Raw genomic sequence first — 20,768 nt, 5'->3', positions numbered from 1 at the left:
GCGCATATCGCTGAGACGCATGGCGATGGTCTGAAGACAATGGCCCGCCGGGAGGGTGTGGCAGGGATGCGCGTCATGGCGCATCCGGCCTTCAAGGCGATCACGGGGTTCGACAACGAGCCTGACGAAGCCGATATCCATGTGAAGATAGGTCTGAATTCTCTGGAAAACCTGTCCTTCGACGGCGCTTTCGACGAGCGGCATCGATTCGACGCAACAACCGTATTCCGCCATGAAATAGCCCACGCGTTGTTCATGGCGAACGCATTGCGTCCGGCGAGTGGAGATATATCCAGCTGGGATGGCAATATTCAGTTTGTCGATGGTGCCCCCCGTTTCATGGGCTCACATGCGCGGACGCTGTTTCCCGACGGCATTCCGCTCGACGGGAAACGCGCGCATGTCGAGGAGGCGTTCGCTTCGCGGCATCACTCAGCCTTGGGACCTAAAGCCCCGGAAAACAGGGCCCTGAGCCTTTCTTCACTTGATACTGCTTTTATGTCGGACTGTGGCCTGCCAACGGCGCTCAATGACAGAATGATATTGGGGGAATGGATCCATGGTACCCTCAATATGGGCGATGGTACAGATACTGTTATAATTCAGGCGACGTCCGACGCTTATAATATTTCGTGGACGCACGATGGATTATTTTTAAGTCTGAAGACAAAGTATGCCCCAGATGGGAAGCCGGATCAAAGCTTCAATCCAGAGCTTACCTTACTCAACACGGAGCGGATTCAGTTTTCGGACGCGATGCTCGCATTCGATACCGAGGGGAATGCGGGGCGCGCCTATCGCCTATGCGCCGCGGTTTATGACGATGACCCACCCGACGACATGGTCTTCGCGAGATTGGATGCTCTCGACAAGGGAGGAAGATACCATGAGCTGGCCTGTGACCTCGTGGCGACCGAGCGGTTTGCCACCCGCTTCGGCACGGCTCACTCCAGCGAGGATCTGATCGCGCTTTTCTATCAGGAGATCCTGGGCAGGTCCCCGGATGCCGCCGGTGAGATATTCTGGCGCGAAAGCATGCAGGCGGGGATCGGCAAGGAGGGGCTTCTCGGCTATTTCGCAGACTGCCCCGAATACAAGAAGATCACCGCGACCGGGCTCGGCGACGTCATTTTGATCGAGACGGTTGAGCTCCTGTAATCCGGCGGCAGGGCGCTCTGTCCTACAGAAAGCTCTGCGGATCGACGTCGATGGTGACGCGGATGCGTTGCGGCGGGCGCGGCGCGCGCCCTATCCACGCCCTCAGATAGCCCTGCAGGTCGGTCTCGCGGGTGGCGCGCACCAGAAGCCGGAACCGGTAGCGGCCGCGCACCAGAGCCAGCGGCGCCTCGGCGGGGCCGAACACATGCACGTCCGGCGGTGTCTCGGCGGTGCGCGCCAGCGCGCGGGCATGGGCCTCCGCCTCGTTGCGGTCGGGGGCCGCCACGATGATGCCGGCAAGCCGTCCGAACGGGGGCAGGCCCGCCGCCTCGCGCTGGGCGATCTCTTCCCGGTAGAAGCGTTCGGCATTGCCGGACAAGAGCGCCTGCAGCACGGGATGATCCGGCTGGAAGGTCTGGATGAGCGCGCGGCCGGGTTTCTCGAAACGACCGGCGCGCCCCGTCACCTGCTGCAGGAGCTGGAAGGTGCGCTCGGCGGCACGCGGGTCGCCATTGGCGAGCCCGATATCGGCATCGACGACGCCGACCAGCGTGAGCCCCGGGAAATTATGCCCCTTGGCCACGAGCTGGGTGCCGATGACGATGCTGAATTCGCCGTTGGCCACGGCCTGGAGTTCCTCGCGCAACCGCTCCGTGCCACCCGGCATGTCGCTCGACAGGACGATGCTGCGCTTGTCCGGAAAATGCTCCGCGACTTCCTCCGCCAGCCGTTCCACGCCGGGGCCGCAGGCCGTCAGCGCATCCACGGTGCCGCAGGACGGGCAACTGTCCGGCCGACGTTCCACATGGCCGCAGTGATGGCAGACCAGTGCGCGTCGGTAGCGATGCTCAACCAGCCAGGCTGAACAATTCGGGCATTGGAAGCGATGTCCGCAAGAGCGGCAGAGCGTCAGCGGCGCATAGCCACGGCGGTTGAGATAGAGCAGCGTCTGCTCGCCCTGGTCGATCGTCTCGCGCATGGCCTCCACGAGCGGTGGCGACAGCCAGTGGTCGCGCGCGGCGGGGCTGCGGCGCAGGTCGATCGCGCGGATCGTCGGCATGGCGCGGCCGCCGAAACGCTCCGGCAGGGTGAGATAGCGATAGCGTCCGGACTGGGCGTTGACCTTGGTCTCGATCGATGGTGTCGCCGAGGTCAGAACAACGGGAAAATTCTCGATGCGCCCGCGCACCACGGCCATGTCGCGGGCATGGTATTGCACATTGTCTTCCTGCTTGTAGGCCGTCTCATGCTCCTCATCGACCACGATGATGCCGAGCTCGCGGAAGGGCAGGAACAGGGCCGAGCGCGCGCCGACGACCACGCGCACCTCGCCGCTTGCCACGCCGAGATGGATGCGCTCACGCCGGCGCGCGGCGACGCCCGAATGCCACTCGGCTGGCCTCACCCCGAAGCGGCTGGCGAAGCGCTCCAGAAACTGGGCGGTGAGGGCGATTTCCGGCATCAGGATGAGCGCCTGTTTGCCGCGCGCCAGAGCCTCGGCGATGGCCTCGAAATAGACTTCCGTCTTGCCGGAACCCGTCACGCCCTCCACCAGCGTGACCGAGAACACACCTTCGCCGACGGTCTGGCGCAAGGCATCAGCCGTTTCCTGCTGCGCGGCGGAAAGGCTCGCTTGGGCAAAGGCGGGGTTCGGTGGCAGCGCGACCGGTTCCTGCGCCAGCGCCACCGTCTCCAGCGTGCCTTCATCGATCAGGCCGTTGACCACGGCCTGGCTCACCGCCGCTTCTTCGGCCAGCGCCTTCTTGGTGAAGACGAGCCCGTCCTGCGCCAGCGCCAGCACGCGCTGCCGCCCCGGTGTCATCCGGGCCGGTGGTGGCCCGGCCAGCCGCACACCAACGCGGAGCGCTTCCGGGCGGCTCGGGTCGGGCACGCGCAGCGCGAGCCGCAGGGCAAGGCCGCGCGGCGACACGGTGTACCAGGCGATCCATTCGACGAGCTTCCGCAAGGCCGGGCCCATGGGCGTCGTATCGACGCGACCAACAACCGCCTTGAGGTTGCCGCCTTCGCCGGGCCGTGTCTCCCATACCACGCCAACGGTCTCGCGCGGCCCGAGCGGCACCACGACCACATCACCCGCGCTCAGGGTGAGACTCGCCGGGACCTTGTAGGAATAGGCCGTATCAAGCGCGACGGGCACGAGCACGTCTGCGACCTGGCCGGACGATGCATTGATCGTGGGGCTTGCCTCGGTGATGCTCATGACGTTGCGATACTCATGGCGGCAGGCATAGCACTGCCGGGACGGATGTTCATCCCCACTACGCGGGCGTGCGGCCTGCATGGCGATCAGCCGCGCCATCGGAGCCGTTCACCTGGGATTAGGACGAATCACGGATAATGATTCCATGTCGAGATATCAGCCGAGACATCAGCCGATCCTGCCCACCGATGATTCGCCCGCTTCGGCCGGCACGCCGGTGGACAAGGACGGCGCGGAGGCCGGGCATGGTCTGTTCGTGGCGACCACGACGTGGCTCTCCTATCTCGCCGCCGAGCGCCGCCTGTCGCCCAAGACCGTTGAAGCCTATGGGCGTGATCTCAGACAATTCCTGACCTTCCTGACCGAATATCAGGGAGAGCCGGCCAGCTTGCGCACCATCGCGGCGCTTGGGCCGGCCGATATCAGGGCTTTCCTCGCGGCCCGACGGCGCGATGGCATCGGCAGCCACTCCCTCATGCGCCAGCTTGCGGCGCTGCGCTCCTTCGCCCGGCATCTCGAACGGAGCGGCGCGGGCAACGCGTCGGCCTTCGCGGCGGTGCGGGGTCCCAAGGTGAAGAAGAACCTGCCGCGTCCGCTCGCGGTCACGGCGGCGAAGGCCGTTACGACGATCGAGAGCCGGGCCGGCGATGACCGGGCGGAGTGGATCCTGGCACGCGATGCGGCCGTGCTGGCGCTGCTCTACGGGTGCGGCTTGCGTATCAGCGAGGCGCTTGGCCTCCAGCGCCGTCACGCGCCCGTCGATGGGCAGATGGACATCGCGGTGACGGGCAAGGGGGGCAAGACGCGCGGCGTGCCCGTGCTGCCGCAGGTATCGCGTGCCATCGCGGACTATATCGCGGCCTGCCCCCATCCCCTGCCGCCGGAAGGTCCGCTCTTCGTGGGCACACGTGGTGGTCCGCTGTCGCCGCGTATCGTCCAGCTCGTCATGGAGAACCTGCGCGGCGCGCTCGGGCTGCCCGCCAGCGCGACGCCGCACGCCTTGCGGCATTCCTTCGCGACGCATCTGCTCGGTCGCGGGGGGGATCTCAGGGCCATTCAGGAGCTGCTGGGCCACGCGTCCCTGTCAACGACGCAGAACTACACGAAGGTTGACGCGGCGAGGCTGCTCGCGGCCTACGACGCCGCCCATCCAAGAGCTTAACGGCTCTGTGCGTAAGGGATCTGGCGACGCCTGCACGATCAGCCGGTTCAGCCGAAGCGGCGGGTGCGCCGGCGCAAAAGCGAGATACGTCGCCTCAGCTGCCCATTAAGGCCAAGGCGAAGCCGCACGGCGGCGATGGCCGACCGGACCGCCCTGCGCGCGGGCTCGGTCTGACGATGCGCCCAGGCGCGGATCTCGAGAAGACGCCGGTAGAGCCAGGCGAACCACGGCAACTCGAGGAGCTTCTCGCGGCATAGCTCGAAGAGATAGGCCGTGACGCCAAGCCCGAGCATCTTGGCGACGACGAGCAGACCAACCGCCATGAACCAGTGCTCATTGGCGAGGAGCCAGAGCGCGAGAAGCTTGACCGGCAGCAGCAGGCTCGCCGGCACGATGAAGAGCGCGGCCACGGCCAGCGGGGGCAGGCGCTTGATAAGGGCGGCGAGCTTCTTCGACCATTCGGCCCATGGCAGCAGCCCGACGATGCCGGCGACAACGGGGGCAAGCCTATCCCACAGCCATGCCTCCACCAGGAAGAGCACGGCGAGAAGGAACCACAGCGGCTTCAACAGGCGGCGCATGGACTAACTCCGGACATCGCCCCCCGCTCGTGCCCGCCTTTCGTGGTCTTTGCAAGGCGCTTCGGTGGCTCCCCGGTGAACGCTCCAAACAGGATCAGCCCGGGCGGACCCCTGTCAGCTCATGCCGTAGAGTTCCTTGGCGCGTCGGCGCATTTCATCGTGCGATATGTCCTCGATGCGGGTGGAGACCCACCAGATATGCCCGAACGGATCCTTGAGCTTTCCGCCGCGATCGCCATAAAACTGATCCTCGACCGGCTTCAATATGGTCGCGCCCGCAGCCTCCGCCTTGGCGACGGTGGCATCCGCATCCTTGACGTAGATATGCAGGACGACCGGTGAACCGCCGATGGTTTCAGGGCTGAGAGCGCCGTATTCCGGAAACTCGTCGCAGAGCATCATGCTGCCCTCGCCGATGGTCAGTTCGGCATGCCCGACTTTTCCTGCCGGATCCGAGATCTTCAGCGTTTCCACGGCATCGAACACTTGCCTGTAGAAGGCGATGGCTTCGTTCCCACGGCTGACGCAGATGTAGGGCTTCGGGGCGCCGTTGTCCGGGATGGAGTTCACGCTTCCCGCCATGATCTTTCTCCTTCTGTCGCACACTATTGCGTGAGATGGCTGATCTTAGTGCAGAACGAATGTCACCCCCATCTTGTTCTCCGCGATATGCCGTGTAGCCTGCAAAGGGGACCAATCTATGGGAAAACAGTTATCCTCAGTTGAACCAAGAACCCTTGAAGGAGAAAGACGATGCGTTCACTGATCCTCGCCTTGACCCTCGCCGCCAGTGCGGCTTTTGCTCCGGCCGCTTTTGCGGATTGCGGCCCGAAGCATACATCTTCGCTCGACAGCCAACAGACGATCCAGGCCCCGTCAACCACGCAGACGGGCTGACACTAACCGACAGACGACCTCCAGAAATAAATAGCAGCCGTCCTCAGTCGAGGCGGCTGCCTTTTTTATTGGGGCTGGTGGTTCCGATGCGATGCTCCCACGTCGAGCCGCGACGGTAACCCGCTGCTTCCCTCACCCTGTCCCTCTCCCGCCCGGGAGAGGGGACGCCAATGCCTGATGTCGCGGCCGATGTCGGTGGTGCTCACCTCTCCCGACGGGAGAGGTCGCGCCGTAGGCGCGGGTGAGGGGTACCCGCTCCGGAGATCGCCTCTAAATCCAAGCCCTCTCCTTGCGGGAAGAGAGAAACCGGCGGGGCCTCCTTCCATCAGATGGACGGAAAAAGTGCGGTGGGCGCACCGTAACCACTTTTATCATAGGTTGGCGCACGTGCAGTCCCCGCGCGGCCGGCGTGGCTGGCTAGAGATCCACACGGACGCCATAAAAAATCCCCGGCGCGAGGCCGGGGATCAGCATCTTCAGTGAGGTGCGTCTCGCGCTCACATGTGGATCGAGCGCTTCTCCACGGCCATGGCGGCTTCCTTGACCGCTTCGGAGCGGGTCGGATGGGCATGGCAGGTGCGGGCGAGATCCTCCGACGAGCCGCCGAATTCCATCAGCACGGCCACTTCGTGGATCATTTCGCCGGCCTCGGGGCCGACGATGTGGCAGCCGAGCACACGGTCCGTCGTGGCATCCGCCAGGAATTTCACGAAGCCGTCGGTGGTGTGGTTCACCTTGGCGCGGCCATTGGCCGTGAAGGGGAACTTGCCGACGTGATAAGTGATGCCCGCTTCCTTGAGTTCTTCCTCGGTGCGGCCGACGGAGGCCACCTCCGGAAAGGTGTAGACCACGCTCGGGATGACCTCGTAATTCACGTGGCCTGCCTTGCCGGCGAGGATTTCGGCCACCGCCACGCCCTCGTCCTCGGCCTTGTGCGCGAGCATCGGGCCGGCAATGACGTCGCCGATGGCGTAGACGCCGGGAACCTTGGTCGCATAGTGGCTGTCGACCACGACACGGCCGCGCTTGTCGAGCTCGACGCCGAGCTCGGCGAGGCCAAGGGCGTCGGTGTAAGGCGTGCGGCCAATCGCGACGAGCACGATATCGGCATCGAGCGTTTCGGCGTCGCCGCCAGCGGCGGGCTCGACGGTGACCTTGGCGCCGTTCTTGGCCGTCTCGACCTTGGTGACCTTGCTCGACAGCTTGAAGGTGAAGCCCTGCTTGGCAAGGATGCGCTGGAACTGCTTGGCGACCTCGCCGTCCATGCCGGGCAGGATGCGGTCGAGATACTCAATCACCGTGACCTCGGCGCCGAGGCGCTGCCAGACTGAGCCGAGCTCGAGGCCGATGACGCCGGCGCCGACGACGACGAGCTTCTTGGGCGTCTTCGCCAGCTCGAGCGCGCCGGTCGACGACACCACGATCTTCTCGTCGATGGTGACGCCGGGGAGCCTGGCGACATCCGAGCCGGTCGCGATGACGATCGACTTCGTGGCGATCGTCTGGACCGAACCGTCCTCAGCCTTCACGGAGACCGAACCGGCGGCCGGAATGCTTCCCGTGCCGAAGAACACATCGACCTTGTTCTTCTTGAGAAGGAACTCCACGCCCTTGACGTTGCCGTCGACGCCTTCCTGCTTGAAGGCCTGCAGCTGGGCAATGTCGATCTTCGGCGCCGACACGCCTATGCCCATCTTGGCGAAGGCATGGGAGGCCTCGTGGAACTTCTCTGAGGCATAGAGCAGCGCCTTGGACGGGATGCAGCCGACGTTCAGGCACGTGCCGCCATGGGTCTTGCGCTTCTCGACGACGGCCGTCTTCAGGCCGAGCTGGGCGGCCCGGATGGCGCAGACATAGCCGCCCGGTCCAGTGCCGATGACGACGAGATCGTAAGCGTCAGCCATTTCGCGTTCTTTCCTTCTTGCAAACCGCTTTAAGTTTTTGCTCCGAGCATGCTCTTTTCCAAAAACCGGTATCCACTTTTGGGATCATGCTCTAACGGCCGCCCGATACATCGATCGTCGTGCCGGTCACATAGCTGGCCTTGTCGGAGATGAGCCACATGATCGCCTCCGCGACCTCGTCCGCGCTGCCCTCGCGGCCCATCGGGAGCATGCTGCGCATGCGGGCGACCCGGCCAGGATCGCCGCCGCTAGCATGGATATCGGTGTCGATGATGCCGGGCCTGACGCCGGCAACACGGATGCCCTGGTCGGCGACCTCCAGGGCGAGCCCATGGGTAAAGCTGTCGATGGCACCCTTCGCGGCGGCGTAGTCGATATACTGCTTGGCGCCGCCCAGCGCGGCGGCGCGCGAGGACAGATTGACGATGACGCCGCCCTGCCCGCCGGAGCTGGTGGACATGCGGCGCACCGCCTCGCGGGCGGCGATGAGGCTGCCGACAACGTTCACCATCATCATGCGGGTGATGCGTTCGAATGACATGTCGGCGAGCGGCGCCGCGCGATCAACGATGCCAGCATTGTTGATCAGCCCCGCGAGGGGGCCAAGCTTGTCGGCCTCGGCGAAAAGGCGAACGACGTCCGCCTCGTCAGCGACATCCCCCTTCACGGCAATAGCCGTGCCGCCAGCCTCGCTTATCCGGGCCACCACGGCATCAGCCGCAGTGGCATCCGAGACGTAACTGATGGCCACGCGATAGCCCGCGGCCGCGGCCTTGAACGCGGTGGCGCGGCCAATACCCCGGCCACCGCCTGTGATCACCAGAACGCCATCCATCGCACCAGCCTTTCCTTCAGAACCCGATGAGTGAATTCCGGTTCTGGAACGAAGCGGTGGTCCCGAGCGACCAGCGCCCTAGCGACTATAGGGTCTGGATCAGAGGTCCAGCACGAGGCGTGTCGGGTCCTCGAGGTTTTCCTTGATGCGGACCAGGAACGTGACCGCTTCCTTACCGTCGATGAGACGGTGGTCGTAGGACACCGCGAGATACATCATCGGTCGGGCGACGATCTGGCCGTTCTTCACCACGGGCCGCTGCTCGATGCGGTGCATTCCGAGGATCGCGGACTGCGGCGCGTTGAGGATCGGCGTGGAGAGAAGCGAACCGTAGACACCGCCGTTGGAAATGGTGAAGGTGCCGCCCTGCATCTCCTCGATCGTCAGCTTGCCGTCACGGGCGCGCTTCCCGTACTCGGCGATCTCTTTCTCGATGCCGGCGATCGACAGCTGGTCCGCATCGCGGACTACGGGCACGACGAGGCCCTTGTCCGTGCCGACGGCGACGCCGATGTGGTAGTAGTTCTTGTAGATGATGTCCGTGCCGTCGATCTCGGCATTGACGGCCGGCACGTCCTTCAGCGCCTGCACGCAGGCCTTCACGAAGAAGCCCATGAAGCCAAGCTTCACGCCGTGCTTCTTCTCGAACACATCCTTGTACTGGTTGCGCAGATCCATCACGCCGGACATGTCGACATCGTTGAACGTCGTCAGCATGGCGGCGGCGGACTGGGCTTCCTTCAGGCGGCGCGCGATGGTCTGGCGCAGCTTGGTCATGCGCACGCGCTCTTCGCGCGAGGCATCATCCGGAGCCGACGGCGCGCGCAGCTGCACGGGCTGGGCTGGTTGGGCGGAGGCCGCGCCGCTGGACAGCGCGCCGAGGATATCGCCCTTGGTCACGCGACCGTCCTTGCCGGTGCCGGCGACCTTGGCCGGATCAAGCCCGGTTTCGGCCGCGATGCGGCCGACCGCCGGACCATTGTCACCCTTGGAGGGAGCAGCGGCGGGTGCCGGCGCCGGAGCGGCGGCCGGAGCAGGCGCCGGCTTTGCCGCGGGCTTTTCAGCCGCCTTGGCGGGAGTAGCACCCGCGCCACCTTCGCTGAGCGAGCCGAGCAGGGCGCCAACCTCGACGGTGTCGCCTTCCTTGACGGTGATCTCGGCGAGCACGCCGGCGGCCGGAGCGTTGACCTCCAGCGTCACCTTGTCGGTTTCGAGTTCGACGAGCGGCTCATCGGCCTTCACGGCCTCGCCCTGTTTCTTGAACCACCGGCCGATGGTGGCCTCCGTCACGGATTCGCCGAGGGTCGGCACACGGATTTCGGTCGCCATGATGTTCGCTTCTTGCTGTCTTCCGGCCGGGCCGGATGCCTGACGATCTAAGGCCTTGCGGCCAGCTTGAGGGGGCGGGGCGAAGGCTTCCCTCAGGAAGCCAGCGCCTCGTCAAGGAAAGCCTGCAACTGTGCCAGATGCTTGGACATCTGGCCGACAGCCGTGGAGGCCGAGGCGGGACGTCCGACATAGCGCGGACGCGTCGCCTTGAGGCCGGAATGGTCGAGCACCCATTCGAGATAGGGTTCGACGAAGTTCCACGACCCCATGTTCTTGGGCTCTTCCTGGCACCACAACACCTCAGCGTTGCGGAAGCGGGAAAGGATGCCGGCAAGCGTCTTGGCCGGGAACGGATAGAGCTGCTCGACGCGCAGGAAGAAGATGTCGTCGATGCCGCGCTTCTCGCGCTCCTCATAGAGGTCGTAGTAGACCTTGCCCGAGCAGATCACGACCCGGCGGATCTTCTCGTCCTTGACGAGCTTGATCTTCTCCTTCGGCAGACGCTCGGCGTCATCCCGCAGGATGCGGTGGAAGCTCGTGCCCTCGGAGAGCTCGTCCAGCGTCGAGACGCAGCGCTTGTGGCGCAGCAGCGACTTCGGCGTCATCAGGATGAGCGGCTTGCGGAACTCGCGCTTCAGCTGCCGGCGCAGGATATGGAAGTAGTTCGCCGGCGTCGTGCAGTTCGCGACCTGCATGTTGTCCTCGGCGCAGAGCTGCAGATAGCGCTCCAGGCGGGCGGAGGAATGCTCCGGCCCCTGGCCTTCATAGCCATGCGGAAGCAGCATCACGAGGCCCGACATGCGCAGCCACTTGCGCTCGCCCGACGAGATGAACTGGTCGACGACCACCTGGGCGCCGTTGGCGAAGTCACCGAACTGCGCTTCCCACAGGGTCAGCGCATTCGGCTCGGCCAGCGTGTAGCCATATTCGAAGCCGAGCACCGCCTCTTCCGAGAGCATCGAGTTGATGACCTCGTAGCGGGCCTGGTTCTCGTCCAAGTTGTTGAGGGGCGTGTAGCGGTCCTCGTTCTCCTGGTCGAGCAGCACCGAATGGCGCTGGCTGAAAGTGCCGCGCTCGACGTCCTGGCCGGACAGGCGGACGGGGTGGCCTTCAAGCAGCAGCGAGCCGAAGGCAAGCGCCTCGCCGGTCGCCCAGTCGATGCCCTGGCCTTCCTCGATCGTCTTGCGACGGTTGTCGAGGAAGCGCTGGATCGTGCGGTGTAGATGGAAGCCTTCCGGCACCGTGGTCAGGCGTTCGCCCATGGTCTTCAGGGTCGCGTCCGGCAGGCCGGTCGCCCCCCGGCGCGGATCGTCGGCGTCCTCGCGGACAGCCTTGAGCCCTGACCAGCGGCCATCCAGCCAGTCAGCCTTGTTGGGCTTGTAGGTCTGCGCCGATTCGAACTCGCCCTCGAGCCTCGCGCGCCAGGCGGCCTTGGCCTCCTCGACCTCGCTTTCGGCCAGCACGCCCTCGGCCACGAGCTTCTTGCCGTAGATCTCCAGCGACGTCGGATGCTGGCGGATCTTCTTGTACATGATCGGCTGGGTGAACGCCGGCTCGTCGCCCTCGTTATGGCCGAAGCGGCGGTAGCAGAACATGTCGATGACGACAGGCTTGTGGAACTTCTGCCGGAACTCGATGGCGATCTTCGCGGCGAAGGTCACGGCTTCCGGGTCGTCGCCATTCACGTGGAACACCGGCGCCTCGACCATCTTGGCGAGATCCGACGGATAAGGCGAGGTGCGCGCGTAGCGCGGATTGGTCGTGAAGCCGATCTGGTTGTTGATGATGAAATGCAGGGAGCCGCCGGTGCGGTGGCCCTTCAGGCCGGAGAGGCCGAGGCATTCCGCCACGACGCCCTGGCCGGCGAAGGCCGCGTCGCCATGGATGAGGAGCGGCAGCACCTTCGAACGCTCGACGGTGTCGCCGAGCTGGTCCTGCTTCGCGCGCACCTTGCCGAGCACGACGGGATCGACGATCTCGAGATGCGAGGGGTTGGCGGCGAGCGAAAGGTGGACGCGGTTGCCGTCGAACTCACGGTCCGACGAGGCGCCGAGATGGTACTTCACGTCACCGGAGCCTTCCACGTCGTCAGGCGCGAAGGATCCGCCCTTGAACTCGTGGAAGATGGCGCGGTGCGGCTTGCCCATGACCTGCGCGAGCACGTTCAGACGGCCGCGGTGCGCCATGCCGAGCGCGATATCGCGAACGCCCAGCGCGCCGCCGCGCTTGATGATCTGCTCGAGCGCCGGGATCATCGACTCGCTGCCGTCGAGGCCGAAGCGCTTGGTGCCGGTGTACTTGACGTCGAGGAACTTCTCGAATCCTTCCGCCTCGACGAGCTTGTTGAAGATCGCGCGCTTGCCCTCGCGGGTGAAGCTGATCTCCTTGTCCGGCCCCTCGATGCGCTCCTGGATCCAGGCCTTTTCGGTCGGATCGGAGATATGCATGAACTCGACGCCCAGCGTCTGGCAATAGGTGCGCCGCAGGATCTCCAGCATCTGGTTGATGGTGGCGAACTCGAGACCGAGCACGTTGTCGATGAAGATCTTGCGATCGTAGTCCTGCGGCCCGAAGCCGTAGGTCGAGGGGTGCAGTTCCTCGTGATCGCCGCGCGGTTCGAGCGCCAGCGGATCGAGATCGGCGTGGAGGTGGCCGCGCATGCGATAGGCGCGGATCATCATGATAGCGCGCACGCTGTCGCGGGCCGCCTGCTCGACCTCGGCCTGGCTGAGCTCGACGCCCTTCGCCTGGGCCTTGCCCTTGATCTTGTCGCCGATCGCCTTCTCGACGCCGATCCAGTTGCCGTCCAGCGCCGAGACGAGCTCGCCATTGGCGACGATCGGCCAGTTCGGCCGCTTCCAGGACGCGCCGCGCGCGTTCTCGACGATCGTCGACCCCTCGTCCTTCAGCCCGGCAAAGAACGTCTGCCACTGCTCGTCGACGGAGGACGGGTTCTGCTGGTAGCGGGCGTAGAGCTCCTCCAGATAGGCGGCATTGCCACCGTAGAGGAAGGAAGTTTGAGCAAAGATGTCGTTCACGTCCTGGCGTGCCATCGTCTTCATCCTGGCCGGGACCTCTGCAACACACGCGTGGGTGCGGCTGCGAAGGCATATGCGCGGCCATCGAAGGCCGGCTTCTCCCGCCGCAACCCGGTTTCGCGGCGAGAGGGACCGCCTGGGGCGCTCCCGTTTCGATCAAACTGGATCTCTTGGATCCCCGCCGGTCATATGGCGATCGAACCGCAATATTCCCAGAAGGTTTCCAGACCCTTTCCTCTTCGACCCTCAGATGAGGATCTGCAACGTCCGGACAAGACAGATGTAAACCTGGTCCGGCTAGCGCCGGACCAGGCAAAAAGCTGTCTTATCCCTTCAAGACCTCAACCAGGGTCTTGCCAAGGCGGGCCGGTGAAGGCGACACGCGGATGCCCGCCGCCTCCATCGCCGCGATTTTGTCTTCGGCGCCGCCCTTACCGCCCGAAATGATGGCGCCAGCATGGCCCATGCGGCGGCCGGGAGGGGCGGTGCGGCCGGCGATGAAGCCGACCATCGGTTTCTTGCGGCCCTTCTTCGCCTCGCGGGCGATGAACTCCGCGGCATCTTCCTCGGCCGCGCCGCCGATCTCGCCGATCATGACGATCGACTCGGTCGCGGGATCGGAGAGGAACATGTCCAGCACCTCGATGAACTCGGTGCCCTTGACCGGATCGCCGCCGATGCCGACCGCCGTGGTCTGGCCGAGGCCTTCCTGGGAGGTCTGGAACACCGCTTCATAGGTCAGCGTGCCCGAGCGCGAGACGATGCCGACGCTGCCGGGCTTGAAGATGTTGGCCGGCATGATGCCGATCTTCGACTGGCCGGCCGTGACGACACCCGGGCAGTTCGGGCCGATGAGGCGCGACTTCGAGGCATCGAGCGAGCGCCGCACGCGCACCATGTCGAGCACCGGAATGCCCTCCGTGATGCAGACGATCAGCGGGATCTCCGCGTCGATGGCCTCGCAGATGGCGTCAGCGGCGCCCGCCGGCGGCACGTAGACCACCGAGGCGTCGGCGCCGGTCTTCTCACGCGCCTCGCGCACGGTGTCGAACACCGGCAGGCCGAGGTGCTTGGAACCCCCCTTGCCGGGCGAGGTGCCGCCAACGAGATTGGTTCCATAGGCGATGGCCTGCTCCGAGTGGAACGTGCCGTTCTTGCCCGTGAAGCCCTGGGTGATGACCTTGGTGTTCTTGTCGATGAGAATGGACATCAGCGGGTCCCCTTCACGGCCGCGACAATCTTCTGCGCCGCGTCATCGAGATCGTCGGCCGGAATGACGTTCAGGCCGGATTCGCGAATGATGGTCTTGCCTTCCTCGACATTGGTGCCTTCGAGGCGGACGACCAGCGGCACTTCAAGACCGACGGCCTTCACCGCGGCGATGACGCCGCGCGCGATGACGTCGCACTTCATGATGCCGCCGAAGATGTTGACCAGGATGCCCTTCACGTTGGGATCCGAGGTGATGATCTTGAAGGCGGCCGTGACCTTCTCCTCCGAGGCGCCGCCGCCGACATCGAGGAAGTTCGCCGGCTCTTCGCCGTAGAGCTTGATGATGTCGAGGGTCGCCATGGCGAGGCCGGCGCCGTTGACCATGCAGCCGATCGTGCCGTCGAGCGCGATATAGGCGAGGTCGTACTTGGACGCCTCGATTTCCTTCTCGTCCTCTTCCGTCACGTCACGCAGGGCGACAACGTCGGGATGACGGTAGAGCGAATTGGAATCGAACGAGACCTTGGCGTCGAGGCACTTGAGCTGGCCGTCCTTGGTGACGATCAGCGGATTGATCTCGAGCATCGCCATGTCCTTGGCGACGAAGGCGGCATAAAGCTGGGTGATGAGCTGGCCGGCCTGCTTGGCGAGGTCGCCGGTGAGACCGAGGGCCTGAGCCACGGTCCGGCCGTGGTGCGGCATCACCCCGGTCGCGGGGTCGACAGAGAAGGTGTGGATCTTCTCGGGCGTCTTATGCGCGACTTCCTCGATGTCCATGCCGCCTTCCGTCGAGACGACGAAAGCGACGCGGCCGGTGGAGCGATCGACGAGAGCGGAGAGATAGAACTCGCTCTCGATGTCGGAGCCGTCCTCGATATAGATGCGGTTGACCTGCTTGCCAGCGGGGCCCGTCTGGATCGTGACGAGGGTGTTGCCGAGCATCTGGCCGACGAAGGTCTTGACCTCGTCCACCGACTTGGCGAGGCGGACGCCGCCCTTCTCGCCAGCCTCAGGCTCCTTGAACTTGCCCTTGCCGCGGCCGCCGGCGTGGATCTGGCTTTTCACCACCCACAGTGGGCCGCCAAGCTCCTTGGCGGCGGCTTCGGCCTCATCGACCGAAAAAACGGCCCGACCGGCCGAAACGGGGGCGCCGAATTCCTTGAGGATGGCCTTGCCCTGGTACTCGTGAATATTCATCCGTTTAGCCTTTCAGCTGCGGAACTGGGCCGTTGTCCGGCAGAGGCCGGACAACATCCGGCACTCTCGATGAAGACAGAAGCGGGCCACAATAAGGTGTTCCGGTAACCACCGTCGCCGGACACCTCCTGCGGCCGCGCTGGTCACGCAAAGGCGGGATTGATGCCCTTGCAGGCTTCGATCAGGCCTTCGACTGCCGCGACCGACTTGGCGAATTCCGCCTTCTCGGCCTCGTTCAGCTCGATTTCGACGATGCGCTCGACACCATTGGCGCCGATGACGATCGGCACGCCGACGAAGACGTCCTTGACGCCATACTGGCCGGTGAGATGGGCGGCCGCCGGCAGCACCCGGCGCTTGTCCTTGAGGAAGCTTTCCGCCATGGCGATGGCGGAAGCGGCCGGCGCATAGAAGGCCGAGCCGGTCTTGAGGAGGTTGACGATCTCGCCGCCGCCCTTGCGGGTGCGCTCGATGATGGCGTCGAGCTTCTCCTGGCTGGTCCAGCCGAGCTTGACGAGATCCGTGAGCGGGATGCCGGCAACGGTGGAGTAACGGGCGAGCGGCACCATGTCGTCGCCGTGGCCGCCCAGCACGAAGGCGGTGACGTCCTCGACCGAGACCTTGAATTCTTCCGCGAGGAAGTAACGGAAGCGGGCGGAGTCGAGCACGCCGGCCATGCCGACGATCTTGTTCTTCGGCAGGCCCGAGGCCTTCTGCAGGGCCCACACCATCGCGTCGAGCGGGTTGGTGATGCAGATGACGAAGGCGTCGGGCGCATACTGCTTGATGCCCTGGCCGACCGAGTCCATGACCTTGAGGTTGATGCCGAGAAGATCGTCGCGGCTCATGCCGGGCTTGCGCGGCACGCCAGCGGTGACGATGATGACATCAGCACCGGCGATGTCGGCGTAAGACTGCGTTCCCGAATAGGCGGCGTCGAAACCGTCGACCGGGGAGGATTCCGCGAGGTCGAGGGCCTTGCCCTGGGGGGTGCCCTCTGCGATGTCGAAGAGGACGATGTCGCCGAGTTCCTTGAGACCAGCCAGATGCGCGAGCGTGCCGCCGATCTGGCCTGCGCCGATCAGAGCGATCTTCTTACGGGCCATAGAAAACGTCCTTGGCTTTGAAGGGGAGGGATCATGCCCTCGGGAATACCGAGGTTCTTTGCCTCAAAGGCAGCACTGCATCAAGTCAAGGTTGTGACAGCCGGGTTGGCAGCCTACGCGACGGTGAAAGGCCGCCTGCGCGTCCGCCATGCCGGTTGCTTATAAAACTAATTCAATTGCAGGAGCTTATGGGAATCCCCGGAGGGCTTCCGAGTGCATTGAGCTCAGCGATTCGAGTTAGTAACAGAATTTGAAAAATGTAACTTTTCGGCTTTCCCGGACCCTAGATCAGGCCGACGGACAAGGCCCGCAGGGCTACCCGCACCACCGCTGCGAGGCGCCTGTCGAGCACGTCACGCGGGACCCCAGCGTCCGCCAGAATGGCGCTCGGGTGGGTGAAGCGGTAAAGCACGTCGGTCAGGAAGGAGAGGGCGCCTTCCCGGTCGCGCGGCTCGAATGCGCCCGTCGCTATGCCCTCGTCGACCACACGTTCAACCAGCATGCGCACCCGTCCGCGATGCCGACGCGCGACGGCCCGGTTCTCGAGGGTCGCTGTGACGAAGAGGCGGAACACCGGCGCGTTCTGCTCCATCAGCGTGCGATAGAGGCGCGCGAGGTCGAGGACCAGCCGCTCCAGCTTGTCGTCGGCAGGGTCCGGCGCGCTCGCCACGTCCGCGATCACGGTCTCGATCGGTTTCAGCGCCTCACCGACGACCGCATCGATCAGGGCATTTTTCGAGGGGAAATAGCGGTAGACGTTGGCATGGGTCATGCCAGCCGCCTCGGCGACAGCCACCACGGTCATCTTGCCCGGACCGAACTTGCGCACATGCTCATTGGCGATGGCGATGAGGCGCGCGTCCACCCTGTCGGGCGCGATATTGGTCGGCTTGGTCAAAGGATTTCTAGGTGAAGGCTGTTTGGCCGATGGATGTCTAGCCATGCGGGCTTGCGCCTGGGGACGTCGATGCGGGGCTTGCTGTGAGCGGACCAGGTTGGCCGCGGACGCTCCTGTCACGGACGCTTCTGCCGCGATGATCCCTCGGCAGCGGCGGGCGCACCGTCATCAGGTCTCCACGAGCCCGGTACTGTCGCCCGAGCCGGTGGAGTCGCCGCGCCCGTGGGGCGCAGAGAGATATTCCTCGGACTGCATCTCGATCAGGCGAGAGACCGTGCGGTCGAATTCAAAGGCCTCGCGTCCCTGATCGGCATGGTAGAGGTTCTGCGGCTCCGCCGCCGCGGACGCGAGAAGTTTCACATGCCGGTCGTAGAGCGTATCGACGAGGGTAATAAAGCGCTTGGCTTCATTGCGGCGTTCGAAATTGAGCGCCGGAATGTTCTCGACGATGAGGGTATGGAAGCGTTCCGCCAGCGCGAGGTAATCGGAGGCGCCGAGCGGCTTGCTGCAGAGATCGGTGAAGGCGAAGCGTGCGACGCCGCCGGCCGCGCAAGGCACCTCCACCGGATGCCCCTTCACCGTCAATGACATGGGTCCGCCGGTGGAGCCGGTGAGCGCGTGGAACATCGTATCCAGGCGCTGTCGGGCGTTGTCATCGTCGGGCACGATGAAGACCGGGCTCCCGGCGAGTTTCTCAAGCCGGAAATCCGTCCGCGACTGGAGCTTGACCACGTCCATCCGCTCCTTGAGGAGAGCGATGAACGGCAGGAAAAGCGCCCGATTGAGCCCGTCCTCATAGAGACGGTCAGGCACGACGTTGGACGTCGCGACCACCACGACGCCGAGCGAGAAGAGGCTGGTGAAAAGGCGCCCGAGGATCATCGCGTCAGCGATATCGGTCACCGCGAATTCGTCGAAGCACAGAAGCTCGGCTTCCTTCGCGAGTTCGGCCGCCACGTGGGGGATCGGGTCTGTGTCCTTCTCCTCGCCGCGCTTGACGCGCTGCCGGAAGTGGAAGATGCGCTCGTGCACATCGCTCATGAAGGCGTGGAAATGCGCCCGCCGTTTCAGTGCGACCGGTGCGACCTCGAAGAAGAGGTCCATCAGCATCGTCTTGCCACGCCCGACAGAACCCCAGACATAGAGCCCACGGACCACCGCTCCATTGTCACGCTCGCGCCGACCCAGCAGCCACGCGAAGGGGCGCTTCGGCGCGGCCTTGGCCTTCTCGGCCCGCCGCAACGTTTCCACGAGCCGATCGAGTTGCGCGATGAGCACGAGCTGCGCCTCATCGCGCTCTACCGTGCCCGTGGCGACGAGCGCCTCATAGCGCAACGCGACGGATTCGCCGGCTGCTGCCGGCAGTTCCTGACGGTGGGTGGGGGGGCGGGAATGAGCGGTCACACCCACGCAATAACGCTTTCGGGCCTCAAGAACAATCATGCGCCGACAATCATGCGTTTCCTGCCCGCCTGGCGAGAACCGTGGCAGTCATGCCGCGTGTTTGCGGATTTGGTAACCGCAACGCGCGATGGCGATGGACAAGACTGGCGGGGCAGCTTAAGCGGTCCCAATGCTGCGCCGCCTCTACGACTGGACATTGTCGCTTGCCGCAAGCCCATACGCTGCCTGGGCGCTGGCGCTCGTCTCCTTTGCCGAAAGTTCATTCTTTCCGGTCCCGCCGGATGTGCTTCTCGTGCCGATGGCGCTGGCGCGGCCGGACAAGGCTTTTTTCTATGCCGGTGTCTGCACGGTGGCGTCGGTCATTGGGGGCTTGTTCGGCTATGCCATCGGCGCGGTGCTCTATGACACGCTCGGCGCCTGGATCATCCAGGCTTATGGTTACGGTGACAATGTCGAGGCTTTCCGGCAGGCGTATGCGGCCTATGGCGAATGGATCATCCTGATCAAGGGCCTCACGCCTATCCCCTACAAGCTGGTGACCATCACATCCGGCTTTGCGGGCTACGACCTTCTGTGGTTCACGATACTGTCAATCATTACCCGGGGTCTGCGGTTCTATATTCTCGCCGCGCTGGTCAACCGTTTCGGGGCTCCCGCCAAGGAAATCCTGGAGCGCAACCTCGGTCTGGCCGCAATCATCCTGTTTGCCACCATCATCGGCGGCTTCGTGGCCGTCCGCTATATATTCTAGGGGCGCGCATCGACAGGGCGCCTCGCCTCACGAGCGTTCAATGTCCCTTCTCTCGCGCCCACGCCTTGTTGCACTGACGATCCTCGTCATTTGCGTCGCCCTCATCGGCGGCGCCTATTATTTTGAGTACGTGCTGGGGCTGAAGCCCTGTGAGCTTTGTCTCAAACAGCGCCAGCCCTACTATCTCGCGATGCCGATAGCGGCGGTGCTCGCGCTTCTGCCCGATGAGCGGCGTGACCGGCTGTTCGTGGGCCTGCGCTGGATCGGCTTCGGCATCATCGCGGTCGCGTTCCTCTACAACGCCGGCCTCGGCGTCTACCACAGCGGCGCGGAGTGGCATTTGTGGCAGGGGCCCGCGGATTGCACCGGCCCCATGAACAACAATGTCGGCCTCAATGATTTTCTCAAGAACCTGCAGACCACCCGCGTGGTGCGCTGCGACGAGGCCGCCTGGCGTTTCCTGGGTGTTTCGCTCGCCGGCTGGAGTGCGCTCGCCTCGCTCGGCCTTGCGCTGCTCGCGCTCGGCGGCCTGGGGAAAATGAGGAAAAATTAACCCTGGCCGTGATCCCGCGCCGCGCCAAGATATCGCATATATTGACATAATCGGGAAACTACCCCCTATATCTAGTGGTCACGGTCGCTCGATTCGTATTCGAGCGGGCAAGAGGGAATTCGGGCGCGGAGCTTTGGCACCGCCAAACCGAAGCTGCCCCCGCAACTGTAAGTGGTAAGTCTACGTCCAACTGATGTCACTGGCGTCGCATGGCGCCGGGAAGGCAGGGCGTGGGCGGCGATCCACAGCCAGGAGACCTGCCGCGACGATTGAGATTGTCCTCGGGCGGGGTGCCCCGGTGGATCGCCTGGAGTTTGTCGCGGCGGAAGGCTGCCGGGCGCTCCTGTTTGCGCGTCCGCTCGGCCTTTGCCCCCAAGAATGGGGTGTGTTGCCGATGTCCTTGATGACCGAAACCGAAGCCCGCGAAACCGAAGCCAGGCTGTCACGCTCGCCCGCTGGTGTGACGGGCGCCCCCCGCGCGGCCGCTGAGCCGGGATACCAGCTCATCCGCCGCAACGGCGC

Annotated in this window: 17 protein-coding genes and 1 riboswitch; of the genes, 5 read left to right on the top strand and 12 right to left on the bottom strand. The window is 64.6% G+C overall.

Features of this window, described 5'->3' with window-relative positions; translation table 11 throughout:
* On the top strand, nt 1-1,158 hold a 1,158-nt coding region (locus KF719_RS17965; RefSeq protein ID WP_293510784.1), incomplete at its 5' end, for a DUF4214 domain-containing protein.
* Nucleotides 1,159-1,180: 22 nt separating this feature from the next.
* Here the strand turns inward: KF719_RS17965 and KF719_RS17960 are convergent.
* Complete coding sequence (locus tag KF719_RS17960) at nt 1,181-3,379, bottom strand: primosomal protein N' (protein ID WP_293510786.1); 2,199 nt, start codon at nt 3,377-3,379, stop codon at nt 1,181-1,183.
* A 145-nt stretch (nt 3,380-3,524) separates the two neighbouring features.
* Between KF719_RS17960 and KF719_RS17955 the strand changes: the two genes are divergently transcribed.
* Complete coding sequence (locus KF719_RS17955; protein ID WP_293510782.1) at nt 3,525-4,541, top strand: tyrosine recombinase XerC; 1,017 nt, start codon at nt 3,525-3,527, stop codon at nt 4,539-4,541.
* 47 nt (nt 4,542-4,588) lie between these two features.
* Here KF719_RS17955 and KF719_RS17950 read toward each other — a convergent pair whose 3' ends face one another.
* Nucleotides 4,589-5,122, bottom strand: coding sequence for a hypothetical protein (locus KF719_RS17950; RefSeq protein WP_293510780.1), 534 nt, complete (start codon nt 5,120-5,122; stop codon nt 4,589-4,591).
* A gap of 114 nt (nt 5,123-5,236) precedes the next feature.
* A complete protein-coding gene (locus tag KF719_RS17945; protein ID WP_293510778.1) occupies nt 5,237-5,704 on the bottom strand; it encodes a VOC family protein in 468 nt (155 codons plus the stop codon).
* 171 nt (nt 5,705-5,875) lie between these two features.
* Here KF719_RS17945 and KF719_RS17940 point away from each other — a divergent pair, with 171 nt between their 5' ends.
* Nucleotides 5,876-6,019 (top strand): hypothetical protein, encoded by a 144-nt coding sequence (locus KF719_RS17940; RefSeq protein ID WP_213332572.1) that lies wholly within the window; start codon nt 5,876-5,878, stop codon nt 6,017-6,019.
* 497 nt (nt 6,020-6,516) lie between these two features.
* Here KF719_RS17940 and lpdA read toward each other — a convergent pair whose 3' ends face one another.
* From lpdA to zapE, 9 genes are all read right to left on the bottom strand, one after another.
* On the bottom strand, nt 6,517-7,923 hold the full coding sequence (gene lpdA, locus KF719_RS17935) for a dihydrolipoyl dehydrogenase (protein WP_293510776.1): 1,407 nt from the start codon (nt 7,921-7,923) through the stop codon (nt 6,517-6,519).
* Nucleotides 7,924-8,014: 91 nt separating this feature from the next.
* Complete coding sequence (locus KF719_RS17930) at nt 8,015-8,758, bottom strand: SDR family oxidoreductase (protein ID WP_213332570.1); 744 nt, start codon at nt 8,756-8,758, stop codon at nt 8,015-8,017.
* Nucleotides 8,759-8,857: 99 nt separating this feature from the next.
* Entirely contained in the window at nt 8,858-10,087 is a 1,230-nt protein-coding gene (odhB, locus tag KF719_RS17925; protein ID WP_213332569.1) for a 2-oxoglutarate dehydrogenase complex dihydrolipoyllysine-residue succinyltransferase, read from the bottom strand.
* A 92-nt stretch (nt 10,088-10,179) separates the two neighbouring features.
* Nucleotides 10,180-13,140, bottom strand: a complete 2,961-nt coding sequence (locus KF719_RS17920; RefSeq protein ID WP_293510773.1) for a 2-oxoglutarate dehydrogenase E1 component — start codon at nt 13,138-13,140, stop codon at nt 10,180-10,182.
* Between the two features lie 310 nt (nt 13,141-13,450).
* On the bottom strand, nt 13,451-14,335 hold the full coding sequence (sucD, locus tag KF719_RS17915) for a succinate--CoA ligase subunit alpha (RefSeq protein ID WP_213332567.1): 885 nt from the start codon (nt 14,333-14,335) through the stop codon (nt 13,451-13,453).
* Complete coding sequence (sucC, locus tag KF719_RS17910; protein ID WP_213332566.1) at nt 14,335-15,534, bottom strand: ADP-forming succinate--CoA ligase subunit beta; 1,200 nt, start codon at nt 15,532-15,534, stop codon at nt 14,335-14,337. Before sucC ends, sucD begins: the two co-directional genes overlap by 1 nt.
* A 143-nt stretch (nt 15,535-15,677) precedes the next feature.
* Entirely contained in the window at nt 15,678-16,640 is a 963-nt protein-coding gene (mdh, locus tag KF719_RS17905) for a malate dehydrogenase (protein WP_213332565.1), read from the bottom strand.
* A gap of 283 nt (nt 16,641-16,923) precedes the next feature.
* Nucleotides 16,924-17,538, bottom strand: a complete 615-nt coding sequence (locus KF719_RS17900; RefSeq protein ID WP_249730992.1) for a TetR/AcrR family transcriptional regulator — start codon at nt 17,536-17,538, stop codon at nt 16,924-16,926.
* A gap of 168 nt (nt 17,539-17,706) precedes the next feature.
* Entirely contained in the window at nt 17,707-18,981 is a 1,275-nt protein-coding gene (gene zapE / locus KF719_RS17895; RefSeq protein ID WP_293510769.1) for a cell division protein ZapE, read from the bottom strand.
* Between the two features lie 130 nt (nt 18,982-19,111).
* Here zapE and KF719_RS17890 point away from each other — a divergent pair, with 130 nt between their 5' ends.
* Entirely contained in the window at nt 19,112-19,693 is a 582-nt protein-coding gene (locus KF719_RS17890) for a YqaA family protein (RefSeq protein ID WP_213332562.1), read from the top strand.
* A gap of 40 nt (nt 19,694-19,733) precedes the next feature.
* A complete protein-coding gene (locus KF719_RS17885) occupies nt 19,734-20,246 on the top strand; it encodes a disulfide bond formation protein B (RefSeq protein WP_213332561.1) in 513 nt (170 codons plus the stop codon).
* Between the two features lie 64 nt (nt 20,247-20,310).
* Nucleotides 20,311-20,526: riboswitch (cobalamin riboswitch) on the top strand.
* The last annotated feature ends 242 nt before the right edge of the window (nt 20,527-20,768 follow it).

Source organism: Parvibaculum sp. (assembly GCF_019635935.1).
Taxonomy (GTDB): domain Bacteria; phylum Pseudomonadota; class Alphaproteobacteria; order Parvibaculales; family Parvibaculaceae; genus Parvibaculum.
This window is presented reverse-complemented; position numbering and strand designations above follow the sequence as displayed.